This window comes from Burkholderia sp. YHN3-13 (assembly GCF_055810675.1).
In genome coordinates this window covers 562,034-582,401 of record NZ_JBVVNQ010000003.1, presented here as the reverse complement: position 1 = coordinate 582,401, position 20,368 = coordinate 562,034, and the positions used below count along the sequence as shown (strand labels likewise).

Annotated in this window: 21 protein-coding genes and 1 pseudogene; 18 read left to right on the top strand and 4 right to left on the bottom strand. The window is 68.6% G+C overall.

The window, feature by feature from the left end:
• The first annotated feature begins 49 nt into the window (after window positions 1–49).
• From AC0KUR_RS10905 to AC0KUR_RS10890, 4 genes are all read left to right on the top strand, one after another.
• Entirely contained in the window at window positions 50–1,084 is a 1,035-nt protein-coding gene (locus tag AC0KUR_RS10905; protein ID WP_473375865.1) for an alpha/beta hydrolase, read from the top strand.
• Window positions 1,085–1,353: 269 nt separating this feature from the next.
• Window positions 1,354–1,725 (top strand): CidA/LrgA family protein, encoded by a 372-nt coding sequence (locus AC0KUR_RS10900; protein WP_473375864.1) that lies wholly within the window; start codon window positions 1,354–1,356, stop codon window positions 1,723–1,725.
• Complete coding sequence (locus AC0KUR_RS10895) at window positions 1,722–2,456, top strand: LrgB family protein (RefSeq protein ID WP_049036691.1); 735 nt, start codon at window positions 1,722–1,724, stop codon at window positions 2,454–2,456. Before AC0KUR_RS10900 ends, AC0KUR_RS10895 begins: the two co-directional genes overlap by 4 nt.
• A 233-nt stretch (window positions 2,457–2,689) precedes the next feature.
• A complete protein-coding gene (locus tag AC0KUR_RS10890; protein WP_034191966.1) occupies window positions 2,690–2,995 on the top strand; it encodes a hypothetical protein in 306 nt (101 codons plus the stop codon).
• A gap of 90 nt (window positions 2,996–3,085) precedes the next feature.
• On the opposite strand, the gene wrbA is transcribed toward AC0KUR_RS10890, so the two are convergent.
• Together wrbA and AC0KUR_RS10880 are read right to left on the bottom strand one after the other, a co-directional pair.
• Window positions 3,086–3,688, bottom strand: a complete 603-nt coding sequence (gene wrbA / locus AC0KUR_RS10885) for an NAD(P)H:quinone oxidoreductase (protein WP_034191965.1) — start codon at window positions 3,686–3,688, stop codon at window positions 3,086–3,088.
• A 61-nt stretch (window positions 3,689–3,749) separates the two neighbouring features.
• Entirely contained in the window at window positions 3,750–4,475 is a 726-nt protein-coding gene (locus tag AC0KUR_RS10880) for a pirin family protein (protein ID WP_034191964.1), read from the bottom strand.
• Between the two features lie 127 nt (window positions 4,476–4,602).
• On the opposite strand from AC0KUR_RS10880, the gene AC0KUR_RS10875 reads away from it, so the two are divergent.
• The 3 genes and pseudogenes from AC0KUR_RS10875 to AC0KUR_RS10865 form a co-directional block, all read left to right on the top strand.
• Window positions 4,603–5,520 carry a LysR family transcriptional regulator gene (locus AC0KUR_RS10875; RefSeq protein WP_175026866.1) on the top strand — a complete coding sequence of 306 codons (918 nt, stop codon included), beginning with the start codon at window positions 4,603–4,605 and terminating at the stop codon, window positions 5,518–5,520.
• Between the two features lie 94 nt (window positions 5,521–5,614).
• On the top strand, window positions 5,615–6,736 hold the full coding sequence (locus AC0KUR_RS10870; RefSeq protein ID WP_473375863.1) for a Fic family protein: 1,122 nt from the start codon (window positions 5,615–5,617) through the stop codon (window positions 6,734–6,736).
• 25 nt (window positions 6,737–6,761) lie between these two features.
• Window positions 6,762–6,967: pseudogene (locus AC0KUR_RS10865) on the top strand (sodium:solute symporter family protein); the annotation flags it as partial.
• Here the strand turns inward: AC0KUR_RS10865 and AC0KUR_RS10860 are convergent.
• Window positions 6,887–7,432 carry a hypothetical protein gene (locus AC0KUR_RS10860; protein WP_473375909.1) on the bottom strand — a complete coding sequence of 182 codons (546 nt, stop codon included), beginning with the start codon at window positions 7,430–7,432 and terminating at the stop codon, window positions 6,887–6,889. The pseudogene AC0KUR_RS10865 and the gene AC0KUR_RS10860 sit on opposite strands and share 81 nt — an antisense overlap.
• Here AC0KUR_RS10860 and AC0KUR_RS10855 point away from each other — a divergent pair.
• A complete protein-coding gene (locus AC0KUR_RS10855) occupies window positions 7,365–8,435 on the top strand; it encodes a lysozyme inhibitor LprI family protein (protein WP_473375862.1) in 1,071 nt (356 codons plus the stop codon). The two genes, AC0KUR_RS10860 and AC0KUR_RS10855, sit on opposite strands and share 68 nt — an antisense overlap.
• A 25-nt stretch (window positions 8,436–8,460) precedes the next feature.
• Here AC0KUR_RS10855 and AC0KUR_RS10850 read toward each other — a convergent pair whose 3' ends face one another.
• Window positions 8,461–9,546 carry a LacI family DNA-binding transcriptional regulator gene (locus AC0KUR_RS10850; RefSeq protein ID WP_034191961.1) on the bottom strand — a complete coding sequence of 362 codons (1,086 nt, stop codon included), beginning with the start codon at window positions 9,544–9,546 and terminating at the stop codon, window positions 8,461–8,463.
• A 241-nt stretch (window positions 9,547–9,787) separates the two neighbouring features.
• On the opposite strand from AC0KUR_RS10850, the gene rbsK reads away from it, so the two are divergent.
• The 10 genes from rbsK (at window position 9,788) to AC0KUR_RS10800 (ending at window position 20,296) form a co-directional block, all read left to right on the top strand.
• Window positions 9,788–10,714, top strand: a complete 927-nt coding sequence (rbsK, locus tag AC0KUR_RS10845; protein WP_124608663.1) for a ribokinase — start codon at window positions 9,788–9,790, stop codon at window positions 10,712–10,714.
• Window positions 10,715–10,774: 60 nt separating this feature from the next.
• On the top strand, window positions 10,775–12,094 hold the full coding sequence (locus AC0KUR_RS10840; protein WP_034192040.1) for an MFS transporter: 1,320 nt from the start codon (window positions 10,775–10,777) through the stop codon (window positions 12,092–12,094).
• A 44-nt stretch (window positions 12,095–12,138) separates the two neighbouring features.
• On the top strand, window positions 12,139–13,083 hold the full coding sequence (locus AC0KUR_RS10835) for a dihydrodipicolinate synthase family protein (protein ID WP_049036751.1): 945 nt from the start codon (window positions 12,139–12,141) through the stop codon (window positions 13,081–13,083).
• A gap of 375 nt (window positions 13,084–13,458) precedes the next feature.
• Entirely contained in the window at window positions 13,459–13,872 is a 414-nt protein-coding gene (locus tag AC0KUR_RS10830; RefSeq protein WP_034191958.1) for a DoxX family protein, read from the top strand.
• Window positions 13,873–14,081: 209 nt separating this feature from the next.
• On the top strand, window positions 14,082–15,047 hold the full coding sequence (locus AC0KUR_RS10825; RefSeq protein ID WP_059562318.1) for a dTDP-4-dehydrorhamnose reductase family protein: 966 nt from the start codon (window positions 14,082–14,084) through the stop codon (window positions 15,045–15,047).
• A gap of 263 nt (window positions 15,048–15,310) precedes the next feature.
• On the top strand, window positions 15,311–15,883 hold the full coding sequence (locus AC0KUR_RS10820) for a plasmid fertility inhibition factor family protein (protein ID WP_034191956.1): 573 nt from the start codon (window positions 15,311–15,313) through the stop codon (window positions 15,881–15,883).
• Window positions 15,884–16,181: 298 nt separating this feature from the next.
• Window positions 16,182–17,531 (top strand): reverse transcriptase family protein, encoded by a 1,350-nt coding sequence (locus AC0KUR_RS10815; protein ID WP_473375861.1) that lies wholly within the window; start codon window positions 16,182–16,184, stop codon window positions 17,529–17,531.
• A gap of 313 nt (window positions 17,532–17,844) precedes the next feature.
• The gene (locus AC0KUR_RS10810; RefSeq protein WP_034191954.1) at window positions 17,845–18,174 is read left to right on the top strand and encodes an H-NS histone family protein; all 330 of its coding nucleotides are present in this window, start codon (window positions 17,845–17,847) and stop codon (window positions 18,172–18,174) included.
• Between the two features lie 272 nt (window positions 18,175–18,446).
• Window positions 18,447–19,694 carry an MFS transporter gene (locus AC0KUR_RS10805; protein WP_069704914.1) on the top strand — a complete coding sequence of 416 codons (1,248 nt, stop codon included), beginning with the start codon at window positions 18,447–18,449 and terminating at the stop codon, window positions 19,692–19,694.
• A complete protein-coding gene (locus AC0KUR_RS10800; protein WP_034191952.1) occupies window positions 19,691–20,296 on the top strand; it encodes an SLOG cluster 4 domain-containing protein in 606 nt (201 codons plus the stop codon). The genes AC0KUR_RS10805 and AC0KUR_RS10800 overlap by 4 nt, the downstream gene beginning before the upstream one ends.
• The last annotated feature ends 72 nt before the right edge of the window (window positions 20,297–20,368 follow it).

Genomic DNA, 20,368 nt, shown 5'->3' with positions numbered 1-20,368 from the left:
TTCCGAATCATTTGTCGTCATTCAACCGCGAACGCCAAGGAACACCATCATGAAGATCGTCAAGCCGCTGCTGATCGCCGCCGCCGTTGCGGCCGCGCTGTCCACCGCCCCCGCCGCATTCGCGGCCGGCGCCGATACCATCCGTCCCGATACGAAGACGAGTGCGTTCCTCGCCGTGCTGAACGGCCAGAAGGGCCCGGGCCTCGAAACGCTGAGCCCCGCGAAGGCGCGTCAGGTGCTGGTCGATGCGCAGAACGGCGTAAAGGTGGACCTGTCCGGCATCGACGTATCGAACCGCACGATCGAGCAGGACGGCCTGTCGGTACCCGTCACGATCGTGCGCCCGCAAGGCGCGACGGGCACGCTGCCGGTCTTCGTGTTCATCCACGGCGGCGGCTGGGTACTCGGCGACTTCCCGACGCACGAGCGCCTCGTGCGCGATCTCGTCGTGCAGTCGGGCGCCGTCGCGGTGTTCGTGAACTACACGCCGTCGCCGGAAGCGCATTACCCGGTCGCGATCAACCAGGCCTATGCGGCGACGAAGTGGGTGGCCGCGCATGGCGCCGAGATCGGTGTCGACGGCAGCCGCCTCGCGGTGGTCGGCAACAGCGTCGGCGGGAACATGGCGGCCGTCGTGGCGCTGATGGCGAAGGACAAGGGCGGCCCCGCGATCCGCTTCCAGGGGCTGATGTGGCCGGTCACGGACCACAACTTCAATACGAGCTCGTACAACGCGTACCAGCAGGGCCACTTCCTGACGCGGCCGATGATGAAGTGGTTCTGGGACGCCTACACGAAGAACGAAGCGCAACGCAACGAGATCTACGCGTCGCCGCTGCGCGCGAGCACCGCGCAGTTGAAGGGCCTGCCGCCCGCGCTGATCCAGGTGGCGCAGTTCGACGTGCTGCGCGACGAAGGCGAAGCGTATGGCCGCAAGCTCGACGCGGCCGGCGTGGATGCGACGACCACGCGCTACGACGGCACGATCCACGATTTCGGTTTGCTGAACGCGCTGGCCGACGATGCGCCGACGAAGGCCGCGACGAAGGCGATGGCCAACGAAATCGCGACGCGGTTGAAGTAACGCGGCGGGCGCGCACGCGCGCCGCAAGCGTCGCGGTGCGTGTGCGAACGGAACGAAGGCGGGTGTATGCCCGCCTTTTTTGCATGCGACCGGCGCGCGGTTGGGGCGGTGAAGCACGACGGTGTCCGCAGGGGTGACACGGTCGAGCCGGGATCGGGCGATTGCGCCAGTCGCGACTGGCGGCCGGCAATGTTGGTACGATCGCGCGTATCGTCCATGCCGGCGCGGCAAGCCGCCGGCCCGGCGCAACCATTCGGGAGAAGCGGTTCATGTTGCAGGCGTTCGCGGTCTTGCTGATTTTCCAGTGTCTCGGCGAAGGCGTGTCCTATCTGTTCGGCCTGCCGGTGCCGGGCCCCGTGATCGGCATGCTGCTGCTGTTCGGCTTCGTGATGCTGCGCCCGCAGGTGGCCGATGCGATCGAACCGACCGCGCTCGAGCTGCTGCGTCACCTGTCGCTGCTGTTCGTACCGGCCGGCGTCGGCATCATGGTGTCGGCCGATCGCGTGCGCGGCGATGCGGTCGCGGTCGTCGTCGCGCTGGCCGTCAGCACCACGCTGGCGATCGCGGTGACGGCGCTCGTCACGCGTGCGCTGCTGCGGCGCCAGCGCCGCGCGGGCGGCGACGCGGAGGGCGTGCGATGACGGCCTTCCCGAAACTCGGCGCGATCTGGGTCTATCTCGCCGCGACCCCGCTGCTCGGCCTGACCATCACGCTGGTCGCGTATCTGTTCGCGCAGGCCGTCTATGCGCGGGCGCGCTTCAACCCGCTCGCGAACCCGGTGCTGATCGCGGTCGCGCTGATCGTCGTGCTGCTGACGATCACGCATACGCCGTATCCGACGTATTTCGAAGGCGCGCAGTTCGTCCACTTCCTGCTCGGCCCCGCGACCGTCGCGCTCGCGCTGCCGCTGTACCGCCAGTGGCCGAAGCTGCGGCGCACCGCGCTGCCGCTGCTCGTCGGCCTGCTCGCGGGCTCGCTGACCGCGATCGTGTCGGCGGTCGGCATCGCCGCGCTGTTTGGCGCGTCGGGCCAGACGATCGCGTCGCTCGCGCCGAAATCGGCGACGACGCCGATCGCGATGGCGGTCGCCGCCGAGATCGGCGGCATTCCGTCGCTCACCGCCGTGCTCGTGATTTCGACCGGGATTTTTGGCGCGGTGTGCGCGCGTGGCATCCTCAATCTGCTGCGGGTCGACGAGCCGGCCGTGCGCGGCTTCGCGCTCGGCGTCGCGTCGCACGGGATCGGCACCGCGCGCGCGTTCCAGGTCAGCGAGGAGGCCGGCGCGTTCGCCGGGCTCGGGATGGGGCTGAACGGCGTGCTGACGGCCTTCGTCGTTCCGATCCTGCTGCCGGTGTTGTCGCGCTGGATCTGAACGCGCGCCGGTCGGCCGCGGGCTATCGGTTTCCCTGATGGCGCGGATGGCAGGCCGAAAGGACGGCCCGTGCCGCTTGCACGTATCGTTGTCGTTATCAGGAGAATTCAGGAACGCACACGGACATTTGCGCGGCGATCGGCTAACGTTGCATCGGCGCCGTTGTCGCAAGCCGTCGCGTGCGCGCCGGTGTCCGATAATCCACAATCAACACTCGACAAGGAGATCCGGCCATGAAGCAGTCTCGCGTGGTTTCGGTGGCAGCAGCAGTAGCGGCGTCGTGCGGTCTGTTGTTGACCGCCGTGCCGGCGGCATACGCGCAGGATCCGGCGTCCGCGCCGACGCAGAAGCAGCTCGACAAGGCGCAGAAGAAGGCGGCGCGCAAGGCGGCCCGTGCGCGGCACGCGTCGGACCTGAAGGCGATCGGCACCGGCAGCGGTTACCGGCTGACCAACGACCAGAGCAACTATCCGCAGAACGCCGTGCAGAAGGCGCCCGCGACGAAGGCGGCGCCGGCCGCGCCGGCTTCGGGCCAGTAACGCCCGCCAGCCCTGCACAGGACGAACGGCGCCGGTCGAACCGGCGCCGTTCGTTCGTGCGCGCAACGGCAGCGGCGCGAGGCCGCCGCGTTACGACGCGAGCTTGCTGGCGATTTCCGCGACGTGCTTGCCCTGGTAGCGCGCGATGTCGAGTTCGTTCGCGCTCGGCTGGCGGCTGCCGTCCGCGCCCGCGAGCGTCGTCGCGCCGTACGGCGTGCCGCCGGTGATTTCGTTCATGTTGACGAGCCCGCTGCACGCATACGGCACGCCCACGATCACCATCCCGTGGTGCAGCAGCGTCGTGTGGAACGACGTGATCGTCGTTTCCTGGCCGCCGTGCTGCGTGCCGGTCGATGCGAACACGCTGCCGATCTTGCCGACGAGCGCGCCCTTCATCCACAGGCCGCCCGTCTGGTCGAGGAACGTGCGCATCTGGCCGGCCATGTTGCCGAAGCGGGTCGGCGTGCCGAAGATGATGGCGTCGTAGTCGGCGAGTTCGTCCACCGTGGCGACCGGCGCGGCCTGGTCGACCTTCACGCCGATCGCGCGGGCCTGGTCGACGGGGATCGTTTCCGGCACGCGCTTGAGCGTGACCTCGACGCCGGGCACCGATTTCGCGCCCTCGGCGATGTGCTGCGCCATCGTTTCGACGTGCCCGTAGGACGAGTAGTAAAGAACCAGAACCTTGGCCATGTTGCGAATCTCCGATTAAAAAGGCCCCGCATTCAGCGGGGCCCGGTTTCCCGAACGGGCGTCATGCCCACTCGGCCGTCACTTCGACCGGACGCAGGTCGAACACCAGCACTTCGGCATCCTGGCCGTCGGCGATCGTCAGCGCCTGTTCGCCGCGGATGCGTGCGCCGTCGCCTTCGCCGAGCGTCACGCCGTTGACCGTCACGCTGCCGCGCGCCACGTGCACGTAAGCAAAGCGGCTCGGGTCAAGTTCCAGCGTCGTGCGCTCATCGCCGTCGAACAGGCCCGCGTAAATCCGCGTGTCCTGCCGGATCTTCAGCGAACCGGCGTCGCCGTTCGGCGACACGACGAGGGCGAGCTTGCCGCGCTTGTCGTCGGCCGCGACATTCGTCTGCTGATAACGCGGCTCGGCACCCTTTTCGGCCGGCCCGACCCAGATCTGCAGGAAGTGGACCGGCGTGTCCGGCGAGTGGTTGAACTCGCTGTGGCGCACGCCCGTGCCCGCGCTCATCAACTGCACGTCGCCCGGCACGATCACCGAACCGGTGCCCATCGAGTCCTTGTGTTCCAGCGCGCCGTCGAGCACGTACGACAGGATTTCCATGTCGCGGTGCGGGTGCGTGCCGAAGCCGCGGCCCGGCGCGACGCGGTCATCGTTGATCACGAGCAGGTCGGAGAAGCCGACTTGCTTCGGATCGTAGTAATTCGCGAACGAAAACGTATGACGGGAGCTGAGCCAGCCATGCTCCGCACGGCCACGTTGGTTTGCTGCACGGATTTCGATCATGATTTTTTCCTTGAAGTCGCCGGACCTCGGAAGTGGGCCCGGCCGTTCGTTGAGATGAATCTTAGGTCAATCGATTTGACAAATAAATGGCTGTAGAGATAATGACTGTCGCTATGGAGTGGACAATATGGAACTCAACGACCTGAGGATCTTCGTCGCGACCGTCGATGCGGGCAGCTTCACGGCGGCGGCCGACCAGCTGATGCTGTCGAAGCAGTTCGTCAGCCGGCGCACGATGGCGCTGGAGGCGTCGCTCGGCGTGCGGCTCCTGCACCGCAATACGCGCAATCTCGCGGTGACCGAATCGGGGCAGGAGTTTTATGCGCGCGCGCAGCGCATCCTGGCGGAGATCGCCGACGCCGAGCAGGCGATGTCGGTGCGCAGCACCGAGCTGCACGGCTCGCTGAAGATCAGCGCGCCGCTGTCGTTCGGGATTACCCACGTGTCGCCGCTGATCGCCGAATTCCTGTCCGCGCACCCGGCCGTGCGGCTGAACCTCGACCTGACCGACCGGCGCGTCGACCTGATCGGCGAAGGGTTCGACCTCGTGCTGCGGATCGGCTCGCTCGAGGATTCGACGCTGATCGCCCGCCCGCTGGGCGCATGGCGGATGATCGCGTGCGCGAGCCCCGCGTACCTGAAGCGGCAGGGCATGCCGCAGACACCGGCCGATCTCGCCGGTCACACTTGCCTGCTGTACGGGCGCGAGCGGCGCGTCGGCTGGGAATTCCGCATCGACGGCGCGTCACGCACGTTCGACGTGCAGGGGCCGCTCGTCGCGAACAACGGCGAAGTGGTGCGCGACGCGGCGATCGCGGGGCTCGGCATCGCGCTGCTGCCGCACTTCATCGTCGGCGCGGCGCTCGACAGCGGCGCGCTCGTGCCGGTGCTCGACGCGTACGTGCCGCCGCCGATCACGCTCAATGCGGTGTTCCCGCAGCATCGGGAAGGGTTCGTCACGCTGCGCACGTTCATCGGATTTCTTGCCGAGCGGCTCGGCGACGCGCCGCCGCCCGGGAAGCGTGACGCGGGCCGGACGCGATAGCAGGCCACCGTGCGGTGAATAGCGCGCATATTCTCCGCAAAATATACGGAGAATATTGAGTCATGCGGCGAATCGGTGGGATAATCTCCGCATCATGAGCGGAGATTACACTTTCATCTGGGAATCGGCCGATTGGCCGGCGTGGCGCTTCGACCTTCCGGCACTCGCCACGCCGCTGGCCGACGTCAGCCGCGCGCAAGGCATGCTGGCCGGGCGGCTGGCGGACATCGGCCTCGCGCTGCGCGACGAGGCGAGCCTGGCCGCGTTGACGGAGGACGTCGTCAAGACCAGCGCGATCGAGGGCGAAACCCTGAATGTCGCATCGGTCCGCTCGTCGATCGCGCGCCGGCTCGGGGTCGACATCGGCGCGCTGGCGCCGGTCGACCGCCACGTCGAGGGCGTCGTCGACATGGTGCTGGACGCGACGATCCATGCGGCGGCGCCGGTGACCGAGGCGCGCCTGTTCGGGTGGCATGCGGCGCTGTTCCCGACCGGCTATTCGGGATTGTCGCGAATCACGGTCGGCGGATGGCGCACGGATGCGAGCGGGCCGATGCAGGTGGTGTCCGGCCCGATCGGCCGGCAGCGCGTGCATTTCGAGGCGCCGCCGGCCGCGCGCCTGACGCACGAGATCGCGCGCTTTCTCGCGTGGCTCAATGCCGAACCGGCCGAGCCGTTGCTGATCCAGGCCGGCCTGGCCCATCTGTGGTTCGTCACGCTCCACCCGTTCGACGACGGCAACGGCCGTATCGCGCGTGCGCTCGGCGATCTGGTCCTGGCGCGCGCCGACCGGAGTCCGCAGCGTTTCTACAGCCTGTCGGCGCAGATCCAGCGCGAGCGCAATGCGTACTACGACGTGCTGGAGCGCACGCAGCGCGGTTCGCTCGACGTCACGGAATGGCTCGCGTGGTTCCTGGATACCCTCGGCAGGGCGATCGATCACGCACACACGACGCTCGACGCGGTGCTGGTGAAGGCGCGCTTCTGGCAGCGCTGTGCGGGCTTCGCGATGAACGCGCGCCAGGCCAAGGTGATGAATCGCCTGCTCGACGGTTTCGAGGGGAAGCTGACGACGACCAAGTGGGCGGCCCTCGCGAAGTGCTCGCAGGACACCGCGCTGCGCGACATCGCGGAACTCGTCGAACACGGCGTGCTGCGCCGTTCGTCGTCCGGCGGCCGGAGCACGAGTTACGAGCTGGCGCCGTTCGACGGCTGATACCCGTTCGCGCGCTCGACGGCACGGCATCTACGCGAAAAGGCCGACTTATGGCGTGTGGTTTCTCGGCTCATCCCGCGGGCCAATCCGATCGGCTATTTCGTCGGACCGAGGATCCGGGAGGCCGGCAAGCGCCACAACGCGATCACGCTACCCGACCTGTTCAAGGGCCACTGCAGCCGCCGCGCGCTCGAACATGTCGTTGCGTGCGCATCGATCCTGTTCCTGATTGCCGGCGTTCGCAAGCATCACCGTCGCCGCGCCGGACGTGCTCGACAAGGCTGCGCGCGTGGCTGAAGGCGTCGCCGCGCACGATCCAGCGCGCAAAAGGCATCGTGCGCGTGGCCGATGCGCAGGGGGCAGTCGCCGCGCGAAGCGGCGGGCGCGATGGTGTTCATCGGAATCTTCCATCGCGCGACGCAAGCCGTATTGCGCGACGGCATCGTGCAACGCAGCGTGGCTGCCGGAACGGTTGCAACGACATCGAACGTCGATTGATCGGCGTCGCGCATCCGGGTTACGCTTCGGCGGGCGGCGGCGTGTGCCGCATGCCGGGCCGGGCGTTTTTACCTCGAATGTCGCGTGCAGGTAGCTTCTACGGGCGCGCGACCCAGCGACGATCAAGCCGATGACTATCCAGAACCGATCGAATCCGCGCGAACACGCCGCGATTTCCGCATCCAGCGTGCGACGCACGCCTCTGCCATTCGTCGCGGCGGCCGCGCTGCTGACGCTGCTGCCGATTGCCGCGCAGGCGGCCGGCTTCGACTGCGCGAAGGCCGCCTCGCCGGCCGAGAAGACGATCTGTGCGGATACCGCCCTGTCGAAGCTGGACGGCGACCTGTCGGCCGCGTGGAAGCGGGCGCTCGCAAAAGGCGGCGATACGGCCGCGCTGAAGGCCGCGCAATTGAAGTGGCTGAAGCAGCGCGACCAGTGCGGCAGCGATGCACCCTGCCTCGGCGACCGCTACCGCGAACGGCTCGCGAGCCTGAACGGCACGCCGCTCGCCGCCGACCGCTGGCAGCAGACGTGGTACCTGACGAGCGACAACCCGTCGTTCGGTGGTGTGCTGACGTTCACCGGCACGGCGCCGCGCCTGCATTTCGAACTGAGCGGCAACAACGGCGCGAATGACGGCGGCCTCGACGGCGACATCGTGCTGCACGGCGATAGCGGCACCTATCGCCGGGACGCATGCCGGCTCGATTTCGACCGCAAGGGCGGGCGCATCCGCGTCACGCAGCAGGGCGCGGATTTCGATTGCGGTGCCGGCGCGGGTGTCGTCTACGCGGGCGACTACGTGACGGTGTCGCGGTTCCAGGCCAAACCGCCGGCCGACCTGCTGACCCTCAAGGTCGTGACCGACGCGACGCAGAATGCGGCCGCGCACAAACTACTCGGCGGCGATTATCAGACGCTCGTCGACATGGTCAACTACAGCGCCGACGAGAAGGATCTCGACGGGCTCGATGCGCACGTGAAATCCTACTGGGTGCGCGGCATCGCGACGACCAACGCGGCGATCGTGATGCGCCGCGGCGCCGATCTGTGGATCGGGCTGCTCGTGTTCGATGCGAAGAACACCGTCCGGATGCGCTACTACACGAACGTGCCGGCGTGGAAGAAAACCGTGCCGAAGACGATCAAGGCCTGGCACGACAATCTCGACAAGGCGCTGCCGATCGACGTGATGCCGTGAGCGGGCGCCGCCGCGCGGCACGTTTTCACTTCCGGCGCGCCGCGCGCACGGGCGCCGGCGGCGCGACCGATTCCCGCGTGCGCAACTCGGGCAGCACGGCCCGGCCGGGCCCCGTGGCGCCGTTCTCGAGCGCGTCGAGCAGTGCATGCGCGGCCTGGCGCCCGATTGCGTCGGTATCGACCCACATCGTCGTCAGCGGCGGCTGGATCTCGCGCGCGAGCGCGATGTCGTCGAACCCGGTGATCGACAGTTGCGCGGGCACGTCGATGCCGAGCGCCTGCGCCTCGAGCAGCGCACCGAGCGCGAGTGCGTCGTTGCCGCAGATCACGGCGGTCGGCCGCGTCGCCGCGTCGCTGCCGGCGATTGCGCGCAAGCTCGCGCGCCCGAACGCGATCGTGGCCGCGCCTTCATGCTGATGCACGGGGCGCACGGCGAGCCCGTGCGCGGCCAGCGTGTCGTGAATGCCGCGCAGGCGCGCTTGTACGCGGTCGTTGTCCGCCGACGGCTGCATGATGATCGCGAAATCGCGGTGACCGAGGTCGAGCAGGTGGGTGGTGAGCCGCGCGAACGCCGCGCGGTTGTCGAAGCCGATGCAGCAGTGCGGACTGTCGTCGCGATACGCGTAGGTGACCACGTAGGGCACGCGATGCATCGCGAGGAGTTCGAACAGTTCCGGCGGATACGCTTCGCCGACCAGCGACACGGCTTCCACGCCGCGCGACAGCATCGCGCGCACCTGCGCCAGCGCCTGCGCGGGATCGTAGTTCGAGCAGCCGAGGAACAGCGTGATGCCGTGTTCGGCCATGACCGCCTGCATGCCCGCGACCTGCGACGCGAACACCTGGTCGTCGAGCGTCGGAATGATCGCGCCGGTGATGTGGGTACGCGTGGACGCGAGCGCGCGGCCGGCCGCATTCGGAATCCAGTTCAGCGTGCGCGCCGCGTCGCGCACGCGCTGCTGCACGTCGGCCGACACCTTGCCGGGATCGTTGTACACGCGCGAGACGGTCGCGGTCGACACGCCGGCCAGCTTCGCGACGTCGCCGAGCACCGAGCGGCCGCTGCCGCGGCGCGTGCGCGACGCGCCGCCGCGGGACGGGGGCGTGCTCATCGGCCGTCTCCCGGCGGGCGGGGCCTGCCTGCGGCATGCGTTGCCAGTCGCATCATTGTTTACCCTCGATTCATGGTGGTCCCGCTTGCATCCTCATCCGATCCTGTGAGAATGTAAGCGCTATCTTATTGCTGCTTCGTATTATGTCAGACATGGATTTCACCCGCATCGCGAAATTTTCAGAGACGACGGCCTGTTCGGCCATTATGTCGATCTCAAATGTAAGCGGTTACATTCGAGCATGAACGACATCGCCTCGTCGCGTATCGCTGTCGTCGGCAGCGTCAACATCGACCTCGTCACACGCACGACGCGCCTGCCGGTGCCGGGCGAAACGTTGCTCGGCACGGCATTCCAGACCGTTCACGGCGGCAAGGGGGCGAACCAGGCGGTCGCGGCCGCGCGCCTGGGCGCATCGGTCGTGATGATCGGCTGCGTCGGCGACGATGCGTTCGGCGCGCGCCTGCATGGCGCGCTCGCGGCGGAGCGCATCGACGTGACGCACCTGCATCGGATCGGCGGGGCGGCGACCGGTGTGGCGACGATCACCGTCGACGACGGCGGTGCGAACAGCATCGTCGTCGTGCCCGGTGCGAATGCGTGTCTCGATGCCGGCCGGATCGACGCGGCGCGCGACGCGATCGCGGAGGCGGCACTCCTCGTGTGTCAGCTCGAAGTGCCGGTTGCCGCCGTCGCGTGCGCGATTGCCTGTGCCACTGAGCACCACACACCGGTGCTGCTCAATCCGGCGCCCGCGCAGCCGCTGTCCGACGCGTTGCTGGCACGGGTCGACTATCTCGTCGTCAACGAAACCGAGGCCGAGTCGCTGACCGGCATCGCCGTCGGCGACGACGCGTCGGCCGTGCGCGCGGCCGATGCGTTGTGCGCGAAGGGCGTCGGCAACGTGCTGGTCACGCTCGGCGCGCGCGGCGTCTGCTGGCGCGGCAGCGCGGGGAACGGCCGGCATCGGGCGATGACGGTGGTGGCCGTCGATACGACCGCGGCCGGCGACACGTTCGTCGGCGGGTTCGCGGCCGCCCGCGCCGGCGGCGCATCGATGGACGATGCGATCGGCTTCGGCCAGCGCGCGGCGGCCATCAGCGTCACGCGCCACGGCGCACAAACCTCGATCCCGACGCGTGACGAAGTCATGCGCGGGGATACCTGAATTCCGCATACGACGGAACGGCCATCACCGGCCGACACCAGTGACATGGAGACAACCGACATGAACGAAAACCAACCTGTTCCGCCCGCACCGCCACGCATCCGGCGCGGACAACGCATCGCGCTCGCGCTGTTGATGGCGAGCGGGATCGTCAACTACCTCGATCGCGGCACGCTGGCCGTCGCGAGTTCGGCGATCCGCGGCGATCTCGGCCTGTCGCTCGCGCAGATGGGGCTGCTGCTGTCCGCGTTCTCGTGGAGCTATGCGCTGTGCCAGTTTCCGGTGGGCGGCCTCGTCGACCGGATCGGCCCGCGCCGGCTGCTCGGCATCGGGCTGATCGTCTGGTCGTTCGCGCAGGCGGCGGGCGGCATCGTGTCGACCTTCGGCTGGTTCATCGTCGCGCGCATCGTGCTCGGTATCGGCGAGGCGCCGCAGTTTCCGTCGGCCGCGCGCGTGGTGAGCAACTGGTTTCCGCTGCGTGCGCGCGGCACGCCGACCGGCATTTTCAACGCCGCGTCGCCGCTCGGCACCGCGCTGGCGCCGTTGCTGCTGTCGATTCTCGTGGCATCGTTCAACTGGCGCTGGGCCTTCATCGTGACCGGTGCGCTCGGTCTCGTCGTCGCGGTCGTCTGGTTCGCGCTGTATCGCGATCCGGTGCGTGCGCAACTGTCCGCCGCCGAGCGCAGCTATCTCGATGCCGACGCGCAAAACGTGGCCGCGGCGCCGAAACTGACCTTCGCCGATTGGCGCAGCCTGTTCTCGCACGGCACGACCTGGGGGATGCTGATCGGCTTCTTCGGATCCGTGTACCTGAACTGGGTCTACCTGACCTGGCTGCCGGGCTACCTGACGATGGAGCGGCACATGAGCCTGATCCGCACCGGCTTCGCCGCGTCGGTGCCGTTTCTGTGCGGGTTCGTCGGTTCGCTGGTCGCCGGCTGGCTGTCGGACCTGGTCACGCGCCGCAGCCGTTCGCCGGTCGTGAGCCGACGCAACGCGGTGGTGGTCGCGATGCTCGGGATGGTCGCGTTCACGATCCCGGCCGCGCTCGTGCAGAGCAATACGGTTGCGCTCGCATGCATATCGGTCGTGATCTTTCTCGCGAACGCCGCGTCGGCCAGCTCGTGGGCGCTCGCGACGGCGGCCGCGCCGCCGAGCCGCATCGCGTCGCTCGGCGCGATCCAGAATTTCGGCGGTTTCATCGGCGGCGCGCTTGCGCCGATCCTGACGGGCATCATTGCGCAGAAGTGGTCGTTCGTGCCGGCGCTGCTGACGGCCGCGGCGATTGCGTTCGCCGGTGCGATGGCGTACCTGCTGCTGGTGCGCAAGCCGATTCCCGAGCAGGCCGCGAACGCCGCGCCCGGACCGTTGCCGGCATGAGCTCGCGGTCTGCCCCCCGCATTCACTGAAGCAAGGAGAAACAGATGCAACACCCGCAGCAATCGAACGTGACCATCGAGGGGATCGTGCCGGTGATGCTGACGCCGTTCGACGACGCCGGCGCGATCGACTACGCCGGGCTCGAACGGCTCATCGAATGGTATCTGGCACACGGCTCGGATGCGTTGTTCGCGGTCGCGCAATCGAGCGAGATGCAGTTCCTGAGCCTGGCCGAACGCGCGGAACTCGCGCGTTTCGTGGTCGATCGGGTGGCCGGCCGGGTGCCCGTCGTCGCGTCCGGGCACATCAGCGACGATCTCGATGCGCAGGTCGCCGAATTGTGCGCGGCGGCCGAATCGGGCGCGCAGGGCGTCGTGCTCGTGACCAACCGCCTCGATCCGCAGCGCAAGGGCAGCGCCGCGTTGCTCGATCATCTGCACCGGCTGCTCGCGCGACTGCCGTCGGATCTTCCGCTCGGCCTGTATGAATGTCCGGCCCCTTACCGGCGGCTCCTCTCGGATGACGAACTGCGCGCGTGCATCGACACGGGCCGGTTCGTGATGCTCAAGGACGTGAGCTGCGATCTCGAGACGGTGAAGCGGCGTGTCGGGATCGCCGCGGGATCGCCGCTGAAGATCCTGAACGCCAACGCCGCGATTGCGTGGGACGCGATGAAGGCCGGGTCCGCCGGCTTCAATGGCGTGTTCACCAATTTCCACCCGGACCTCTACCGGTGGTTGCGCACGCAAGGCGACACGAATCCGGCGCTGGCCGACGAACTGTCGACGTTCCTGGTCGTGTCGGCGGTGTCGGAGGCGCTCGGCTACCCGGCACTCGCGAAGCTCTACCATCAGCGGATCGGCACGTTCGGGTCGATCAAGTGCCGTGCGATCGACTACGACGTGCGCGAGCGATTCTGGGCGCTCGACGCGGTGCTCGACAAGATCGTCGCGGGAACCGAGCATTTCCGCCGGCGGATCGCGGCGTAGGCGCCCGGGGTGGCGGGTCGGGCGATGCATTCGGGCCGCATGTGCGGCCCGGCGTCACCGCTTGCCGTGCCGTTTTGCACGCACCTTGATGCTTAGCAAGCCCTTGTTTGACTCAATTGTCCACTAAATCGAGACAGCGAATCATATTTCGACGGATTGATGATTTGCGGCGAGACAGTAGACTGCACCCGTGCTTCGCCAGAACCGGTTCGCAGCGCGCCGCGAACGGCGCGACCGGACGGATTCTTCGGCAACCGGCCACGGTATCGGCCGGCGATCCGGTCGGGCGAGGCGTGGTCCGTTGCCGGCCACGCGCGCCGCTTCGGCGTGCGTCGGCGGCGGCCGCATCAAACCGTCAATTCAAGGGTGATTATTATGCGTTACGTTTCGCTGGAATCGAGGAAGGACGAGCTGCTGCTGGCGGCTCGCGTGTTGATGATGATCCTGTTCGTGCTGTTCGGCTGGCAGAAGCTGACCGGCTTCTCGGGCACGGTCGCGTACATGGCGTCGACGGGGAACCCGGCGCCCGAACTGGCGGCCGCGATCGCGGTGGCGGTCGAACTGGCCGGCGGCGTGCTGATCGCGATCGGCTTCTACACGCGTCCGCTCGCGCTGGTGTTCGCCGCCTATACGCTCGCGACCGCGCTGATCGGCCATCGCTACTGGGCGCTGCAGGGGATGGAGCAGTACATGGCGATGATCAACTTCTACAAGAACGTGAGCATCATCGGCGGGTTGCTGTTGCTCGCGCTGACCGGGCCGGGGCGGTACTCGGTGGACCGGAAGTAACGCAGGGCGAAGTTTTGCCCGATCTCATGGGCCCGGTGCACCGAGGTGCGCCGGGCCTTGTTTGTTGCGGATTTTTGCGGCCCCCGTTCGCGGCCGCAGGCATTGCACGGAACCGCGGGCCGGCAGCGCAGGCATCCGAATTTTCGAGAATGGCATCCGGGTACTCGTTGTAACCTCATGCTTCCAAACCTCGAAGCCATCCGTTCCCGATGCCAAGCACGACGTCACCGACCGAACTCCCCACCATCCTCCTCATCGGCGCCTCCGGCCTGCTCGGCCGAGCCGTCGCCGCCTCCCTCGCCCGCGAACCGTCGCTGAACCTGATCGCGACCCGCCGTAACCCGCACACCGCTGGCGCAAGACTGCTCGCGCTGCCGCCGGAAAACCTCGCGCTGCTCGACGTCCTCGACCAGCCGGCCCTCGAGCAGGCGTTCGCGACCCACCGGCCGGCCGCCGTCATCCTCTGCGCGGCCGAACGCCGGCCCGATATCTGCGAACGCGACCCGGCCGCCGCCCGCGCGATCAACGTCGACGCGCCGGCCCGCGTCGGCGCGCTGGCTGCCCGATACGGCGCATGGACGCTCGGCATTTCCACGGACTACGTGTTCGACGGCAAGGCCGCCCCGTACCGTGAAGACGCGGCACCGAACCCGCTGAACATCTACGGCCGCACCAAGCTCGAAGGCGAGGCGGCGTTGCTCGCCGCGTCGTCGCTGTCCTGCGTGCTGCGCCTGCCATTGCTCTACGGCCCGATCGCCGACTGGAGCGAATCGGCGGTCACGAGCCTGGTTCCGGCGACCGCGGCGTCGGCGCGCACGGGCGCGCAAGCGGTCGGCATGGACGCCTGGGCGATCCGCTATCCGACCTACACGCCGGACGTGGCGGACGTGATCCGCGACCTCACGCTGCGTCACCTGTCGGGCCGGACCGTCACGGGCATCCGTCACTGGTCCGGCGACGAGCCGATGACGAAATACGAGATCGCGCAACGGATCGCCGCCGCGCTCGGCGTCGCCGCGTCGCTCACGCCGATCGAGCAGCCGACCGACGCGACGCCGCGCCCATACGATTGCCATCTGGACGCGTCGAGCCTGCGCGCGCTCGGCATCGACCACGCGACGCCGTTCGACGTGGCCTTGCGCACGGTCCTGCGCGGCGCGCCGCCGATTCCGTAAGGCCGTCGACGATGTGCTGCGGCGGGCCGTGCCACCGGCGCGGAAAGCCCGGGACGAAGCGGGGTTTCGTTCGACGGGGCGGGTTCCGCACCCACCGGTAGAGGGCGGCATGCGCTGTCGTGCCGTCATCGAAAGGCGATACACTGCGCGGGTTCCCGACCCAGCCGGGAGCGTCGGGGCACCGGGCAAACCGGCAGCGATGGCGCGGATCGCGCCACATTCCCTGACTCATTCGAACAAATCGAGAGAGAAAGAGAGGGCCCATGCTGACACGTCTTCGTAACGGACTCGACCGCGCGCGCGACTTGCGCGGATCCGGACCCGCTTCAACCCTTGCGCACCGGCCGACGGCGTGCGAACTGGTCGACCTGAGCGCGAAGCGCGCGATCTGGCGCGTTCCCGTGCCCGGTCAGGCCGACTGCTATCTGGCGGCCGAGCCGGCCGGGGTGGAGCGTTTCGTCGTCCATCTCGACGCCGACGCGTTCTATCGCCGCTGGCTCGAAACGAGCCCCGCGTTCCCGAAACAGGATTCGCAGGACTGCGTACCGCGCCGGGCCATGCCGCTCGACGGCAAGTTCGCAATGGCCGCCGCCGGGTTCAGGGGCGGCCGAGAGGCGCCGGTGGCGCTGCCGCCGGTCGGCTACTGGCCCGCGGGAAGCGGGTACGAAGTCGCGATGAGCGACGGTATGACGCGGACCTTCTGGCTGCTCGCCAATCACGTGCGGTCGTTTCCGGTGAGCGTGGCCGACGCGACCTGGGCGACGATGCTGAACGGTATGGCCGGTATCGGCGTGGCGCCGATCGCATACAGCGCGCTGTTCGCGCGGGGCGTGTAAGCGCGGCAACGGGGTGAGGCACGCGGGCCGGCGACGTGCTCGGCCCGCCGCCTATCGCGCGTCGTCCCCCTGATTTGACACCCGGCGCGTGCGCCCATTACAGTCGCGACGCGGGCCGGTGGGTCAAGCACACACCCGGAACAGGCAGTCGATGTTCCAGGACCACGGGGCTACCCCGTGGATCGGATCGACACACCGATGCGTCGCAAGGGGCCCGGTTGCGCGCGGCGCAACGCCTCCCCTCGCAGCACCAGCCACGTTGACTCATCGTCCCGCCCATTCTCGCCCATTCCCGGCCATGCATGCATCCCTGCGCGACACGACCCGCACGATTGCCGAGGCGATGCTCGCCGGTTCGCCCGAACGCGACGGCGTCGTCGCGCGGATGGCGGCCGTGCTCGGCGGCGCGCCGGTCTGGGCAGATGAAGTCGCGGATGCATCGCTCGCGCGCTTCGGCGCGCATTGGGCCGACACCGCCATCGATGCACTTGCGGCCGTCGTGGCCGAGGCGCCCGGATTCGTGCGCGCGTGGTATGGCGACCCTCGGCCGGCCGTGATCCGCGTCGTGCGGCGGCCGCCGGTCCAGCGGCCGTTGCCGGCGCCGCTCGCCGGCTGCGAAGTGCCGCCATGGGCGACGCCCGGCGATCTCGCCGACTGGCTCGGCGTGAGCGTGCCGGCGCTCGACTGGCTGTCCGACCACTGGCGCGTCGACGCGCGCAGCGGCGCCACGCCGCTGCATCACTACACGTACGTCGCGGTCGACAAGCGCAGCGGCGGGTGCCGGCTGGTCGAGATCCCGAAGGGAAGGCTGCGCGAGGCACAGCGCCGCATCCTGCACGGGTTGCTCGATCGCATTGCGCCGCACGGCGCGGTGCACGGTTTTCGCAAGGGGCACGGGATCGTGTCGTTCGCAGCGCCGCATGCCGGCCGCGATGTCGTCGTCCGCTTCGATCTCGCGGATTTCTTCGTGTCGGTACGCGCCGCACGCGTCCATGCGCTGTTCGCCACGCTCGGGTATCCGGTCGAAGTCGCGCGCACGCTCACCGGGTTGTGCACGAATCGCGTGCCCTCCGCGCGGCTGCTCGCGCCGGACCTGCGCGACCGGTTAGATTGGATCGGCCGCCAGCGCTATCGCGAACGGCATCTCCCGCAGGGCGCGCCGACGTCGCCGGCGCTCGCGAACCTGAGCGCGTTCCGGTTCGACATGCGGCTCGCCGCGCTCGCGCGTTCGCTCGACGCGACCTACACGCGCTATGCGGACGATCTCGCGTTCTCGGGCGGCGGCGCGCTTGCGCGCGACATCGAGCGGCTGCAAATCAGGGTTGCCGCGATCGCGCTCGAGGAGGGCTTCGCGCTGCAACTGCGCAAGACGCGCGTGATGCGGCGCGGGGCGCGACAGCAACTGGCCGGCGTGGTCGTCAATCGTCATCCGAATCTGGCGCGCGACGAGTTCGATCGGCTGAAGGCCATCCTGACCAACTGCATCCGGCACGGCCCGGCCTCGCAGAATCGGGACGCGCATCCGGATTTCCGCGCGCATCTCGCCGGGCGCGTCGCGCATGCCGCCGCGCTGAATGCGGCACGCGGCGCGAAGCTGCGCGCGCTGTTCGACCGGATCGCCTGGGATGCGCACGACGCCGGGCGGTAAGCCGCTCGCTGCGCATCGATTCCGTTACGCGACTTCTGCAATACGATGTCGCGCACTGCTATCATTCGCGCCATGCCGCACCCGTGCCAGGGGCGGCGCCTGACTTGCCGCAGCCGTTCGCCGTGCCTGTTCGTGCGCGACGCCGGCCCGGTCCTGCCTGTCAATGACGCGCGACGTCGTTTAGTGCGCATCGCGCAAAGCATGCCGGCTCGGGCGGACGATTCACATATTTGACAGCACCGATCGGCGGAACTTCGTGATAGGTTCGACCATCGGAGTTTTTTGCAAAAACATGCCCAAAGAGGATGAATACATGACCCAGGCCCTGCAGGAACTCGAAGCACAACTTCGGGACCTGAACATCAAGCTGTCGGATGCGAAGCAGAAGGAGAAGCAGGCCGCGCTCGCGGCATTCAAGGAGCAAGTCGAGCTGTTGGGCATTTCGCAGCAGGAAGTGTTGAGCGCGCTCGGCTACATCGTCCAGCGAAAACGCAAGGCGCCTGCCAAGTACTACGATCCGACGACCGGCCGCTCGTGGTCGGGGCGCGGCCCGCGGCCGAAATGGCTCGAAGGCAAGGATCTCGAATCGCTCGCCGTCGACCGCGAGGCCAAGGCCTGGTGGCCCGGCGACGACCAGGGCTGAAGCCGGTCGAGCCGCCCGGCGGCGCGGCGCCGTCCGGCTCGGGCCGGCAGGCCCGCCGGTAACCCCCGTCCGTCAATCTTTTTCATCCGGTGTCCGGCCTGGCCGCGACATCGCCGGCCTCGCCGCCGACACCGGATCGACGTTTCCTCCGTTTTCCCGCCTTGCCTGCCATGTCCCGCTTGCCGTTGCGGCAGCGGCGCCGATGCGCGCCCGCGCCCGTCGTCGGCGCACACAGGCCTTAGAATGTCGCCGGACATTCGTGGCAGGACACCATGGCAGCAAACATGAAATCTTCGACGCTCGACGGCTCGTCGGCCCCGCGCGTGGAGCAGGTCGGGTCGTACGCGTGGAAAGCGCTGGCCGGGTCGGCGATCGGTTATGCGATGGACGGCTTCGACCTGCTGATCCTCGGCTTCATGCTGCCGGCGATCACGGCGGCGCTGCAACTGACGCCCGGGCAGGGCGGCGCGCTCGTCACGTGGACGCTGATCGGCGCGGTCGCGGGCGGCATCCTGTTCGGCGCGCTGAGCGACCGCTACGGGCGCGTGCGCGTGCTGACCTGGACGATCCTGCTGTTCGCGATCTTCACCGGCCTGTGCGCGTTCGCGCGCGGCTTCTGGGATCTGCTGGCCTACCGCACCATCGCGGGCATCGGGCTGGGCGGCGAGTTCGGGATCGGCATGGCGCTCGCGGCGGAAGCGTGGCCGGCGAGCAAGCGCGCCCGCGTGTCGTGCTACGTCGCGCTCGGCTGGCAGGCCGGCGTGCTGCTGGCCGCGCTGCTGACGCCGCTCCTGCTGCTCCACATCGGCTGGCGCGGCATGTTCCTGGTCGGCGTGCTGCCCGCGCTGCTCGCGTGGGCGATGCGCAACAAGCTGCACGAGCCGGCAGCGTTCGTGCAGCGCGCGACGCAGCCGACGTCCAATGCGTTCCGCATGCTCGTCGCCGACGGCCGCACCGCGCGCACGAGTCTCGGCATCGTGATCCTCTGTTCGGTCCAGAACTTCGGCTACTACGGGATCATGATCTGGCTGCCGACCTTCCTGTCGAAGCAGATGGGCTTCTCGCTGACGAAGTCGGGGCTGTGGACGGCGGCGACGGTCGTCGGGATGATGATCGGCGTGTGGGTGTTCGGGCAGCTGGCCGACCGCATCGGGCGCAAGCCGACGTTCCTGCTGTACCAGCTCGGTTCGGTCGTCACGGTCATCGCGTATGCGCGGCTGACGGACCCGACGGCGATGCTGTGGGCCGGCGCGCTGATGGGCCTGTTCGTCAACGGGATGGTCGGCGGCTACGGGACGCTGATGTCGGAAGGTTATCCGACGGCCGCGCGCGCCACCGCGCAGAACGTGCTGTGGAATATCGGCCGCGCGGTCGGCGGCTTCGGCCCGGTCGCGGTCGGCGCGCTCGCCGCGCACTACTCGTTCCAGACGGCCATCGCGCTGCTCGCCGGGCTCTACGTGCTCGACATGGTCGCGACGTTGTTCCTGATTCCCGAGCTCAAGGGCGTCGAACTCGAATGAGCGTGGCGCTCGCGCGCACCGCGACGATTTCACCGGAAACCACGATGCAACAGAAGAACAGGACGATCGGCGTGATGGGCTCGGGCAAGGAGCCGTGGCTGGCGTTTTCGGAGCCGCTCGGCGCATGGCTCGCACAGGCCGGCTTCAATCTGCTGACGGGCGGCGGGCAGGGCGTGATGCTGGCCGTCGCGCGCGCGTTCGCCGGCGTGCCGGGGCGGGCCGGCCGGTCGATCGGCATCCTGCCGACGCAGGCCGATCCGGTCGCGGGTTTCGTGCCGCTCGACGGCTATCCGCATCCATTCGTCGACATCCCGATCCTCACGCCGCTGCCGCGCCGCGAACCCGATGCCGATCCGCACACGATCAACCGCAACCACGTGAACGTGTTGAGCAGCGACCTGATCGTCGCGTTGCCGGGTGGGCCCGGCACGGCGCAGGAAATCTCGCTGGCGCAACACTGGCGCAAGCCGCTCGTCTGCTTCGGGCCGGACGGCGCGTTTCAGGCGCTCGCGGTCGATGCCGTATGCACGTCGTCGCTCGACGACGTGATCCGGTTCGTGGAGGCGGCGTTTGCGGCGGAGCGCGCGCGGGCGACGAGATAGCTCGCGCGAGCGGCTTCGACGGCGGCGGGTTGCGCTTTCGATGCGGGCGTGCCTGCGGCGCATGCGGCCGCA

What these genes read in the sequence shown, in the direction of transcription:
- AC0KUR_RS10905 (WP_473375865.1), top strand. Translation starts at nt 50, where the DNA reads ATGAAGATCGTCAAGCCGCTGCTGATCGCCGCCGCCGTTGCGGCCGCG.
- AC0KUR_RS10900 (WP_473375864.1), top strand. Translation starts at nt 1,354, where the DNA reads ATGTTGCAGGCGTTCGCGGTCTTGCTGATTTTCCAGTGTCTCGGCGAA.
- AC0KUR_RS10895 (WP_049036691.1), top strand. Translation starts at nt 1,722, where the DNA reads ATGACGGCCTTCCCGAAACTCGGCGCGATCTGGGTCTATCTCGCCGCG.
- AC0KUR_RS10890 (WP_034191966.1), top strand. Translation starts at nt 2,690, where the DNA reads ATGAAGCAGTCTCGCGTGGTTTCGGTGGCAGCAGCAGTAGCGGCGTCG.
- wrbA (WP_034191965.1), bottom strand. Translation starts at nt 3,688, where the DNA reads ATGGCCAAGGTTCTGGTTCTTTACTACTCGTCCTACGGGCACGTCGAA.
- AC0KUR_RS10880 (WP_034191964.1), bottom strand. Translation starts at nt 4,475, where the DNA reads ATGATCGAAATCCGTGCAGCAAACCAACGTGGCCGTGCGGAGCATGGC.
- AC0KUR_RS10875 (WP_175026866.1), top strand. Translation starts at nt 4,603, where the DNA reads ATGGAACTCAACGACCTGAGGATCTTCGTCGCGACCGTCGATGCGGGC.
- AC0KUR_RS10870 (WP_473375863.1), top strand. Translation starts at nt 5,615, where the DNA reads ATGAGCGGAGATTACACTTTCATCTGGGAATCGGCCGATTGGCCGGCG.
- AC0KUR_RS10855 (WP_473375862.1), top strand. Translation starts at nt 7,365, where the DNA reads ATGACTATCCAGAACCGATCGAATCCGCGCGAACACGCCGCGATTTCC.
- AC0KUR_RS10850 (WP_034191961.1), bottom strand. Translation starts at nt 9,546, where the DNA reads ATGAGCACGCCCCCGTCCCGCGGCGGCGCGTCGCGCACGCGCCGCGGC.
- rbsK (WP_124608663.1), top strand. Translation starts at nt 9,788, where the DNA reads ATGAACGACATCGCCTCGTCGCGTATCGCTGTCGTCGGCAGCGTCAAC.
- AC0KUR_RS10840 (WP_034192040.1), top strand. Translation starts at nt 10,775, where the DNA reads ATGAACGAAAACCAACCTGTTCCGCCCGCACCGCCACGCATCCGGCGC.
- AC0KUR_RS10835 (WP_049036751.1), top strand. Translation starts at nt 12,139, where the DNA reads ATGCAACACCCGCAGCAATCGAACGTGACCATCGAGGGGATCGTGCCG.
- AC0KUR_RS10830 (WP_034191958.1), top strand. Translation starts at nt 13,459, where the DNA reads ATGCGTTACGTTTCGCTGGAATCGAGGAAGGACGAGCTGCTGCTGGCG.
- AC0KUR_RS10825 (WP_059562318.1), top strand. Translation starts at nt 14,082, where the DNA reads ATGCCAAGCACGACGTCACCGACCGAACTCCCCACCATCCTCCTCATC.
- AC0KUR_RS10820 (WP_034191956.1), top strand. Translation starts at nt 15,311, where the DNA reads ATGCTGACACGTCTTCGTAACGGACTCGACCGCGCGCGCGACTTGCGC.
- AC0KUR_RS10815 (WP_473375861.1), top strand. Translation starts at nt 16,182, where the DNA reads ATGCATGCATCCCTGCGCGACACGACCCGCACGATTGCCGAGGCGATG.
- AC0KUR_RS10810 (WP_034191954.1), top strand. Translation starts at nt 17,845, where the DNA reads ATGACCCAGGCCCTGCAGGAACTCGAAGCACAACTTCGGGACCTGAAC.
- AC0KUR_RS10805 (WP_069704914.1), top strand. Translation starts at nt 18,447, where the DNA reads ATGGCAGCAAACATGAAATCTTCGACGCTCGACGGCTCGTCGGCCCCG.
- AC0KUR_RS10800 (WP_034191952.1), top strand. Translation starts at nt 19,691, where the DNA reads ATGAGCGTGGCGCTCGCGCGCACCGCGACGATTTCACCGGAAACCACG.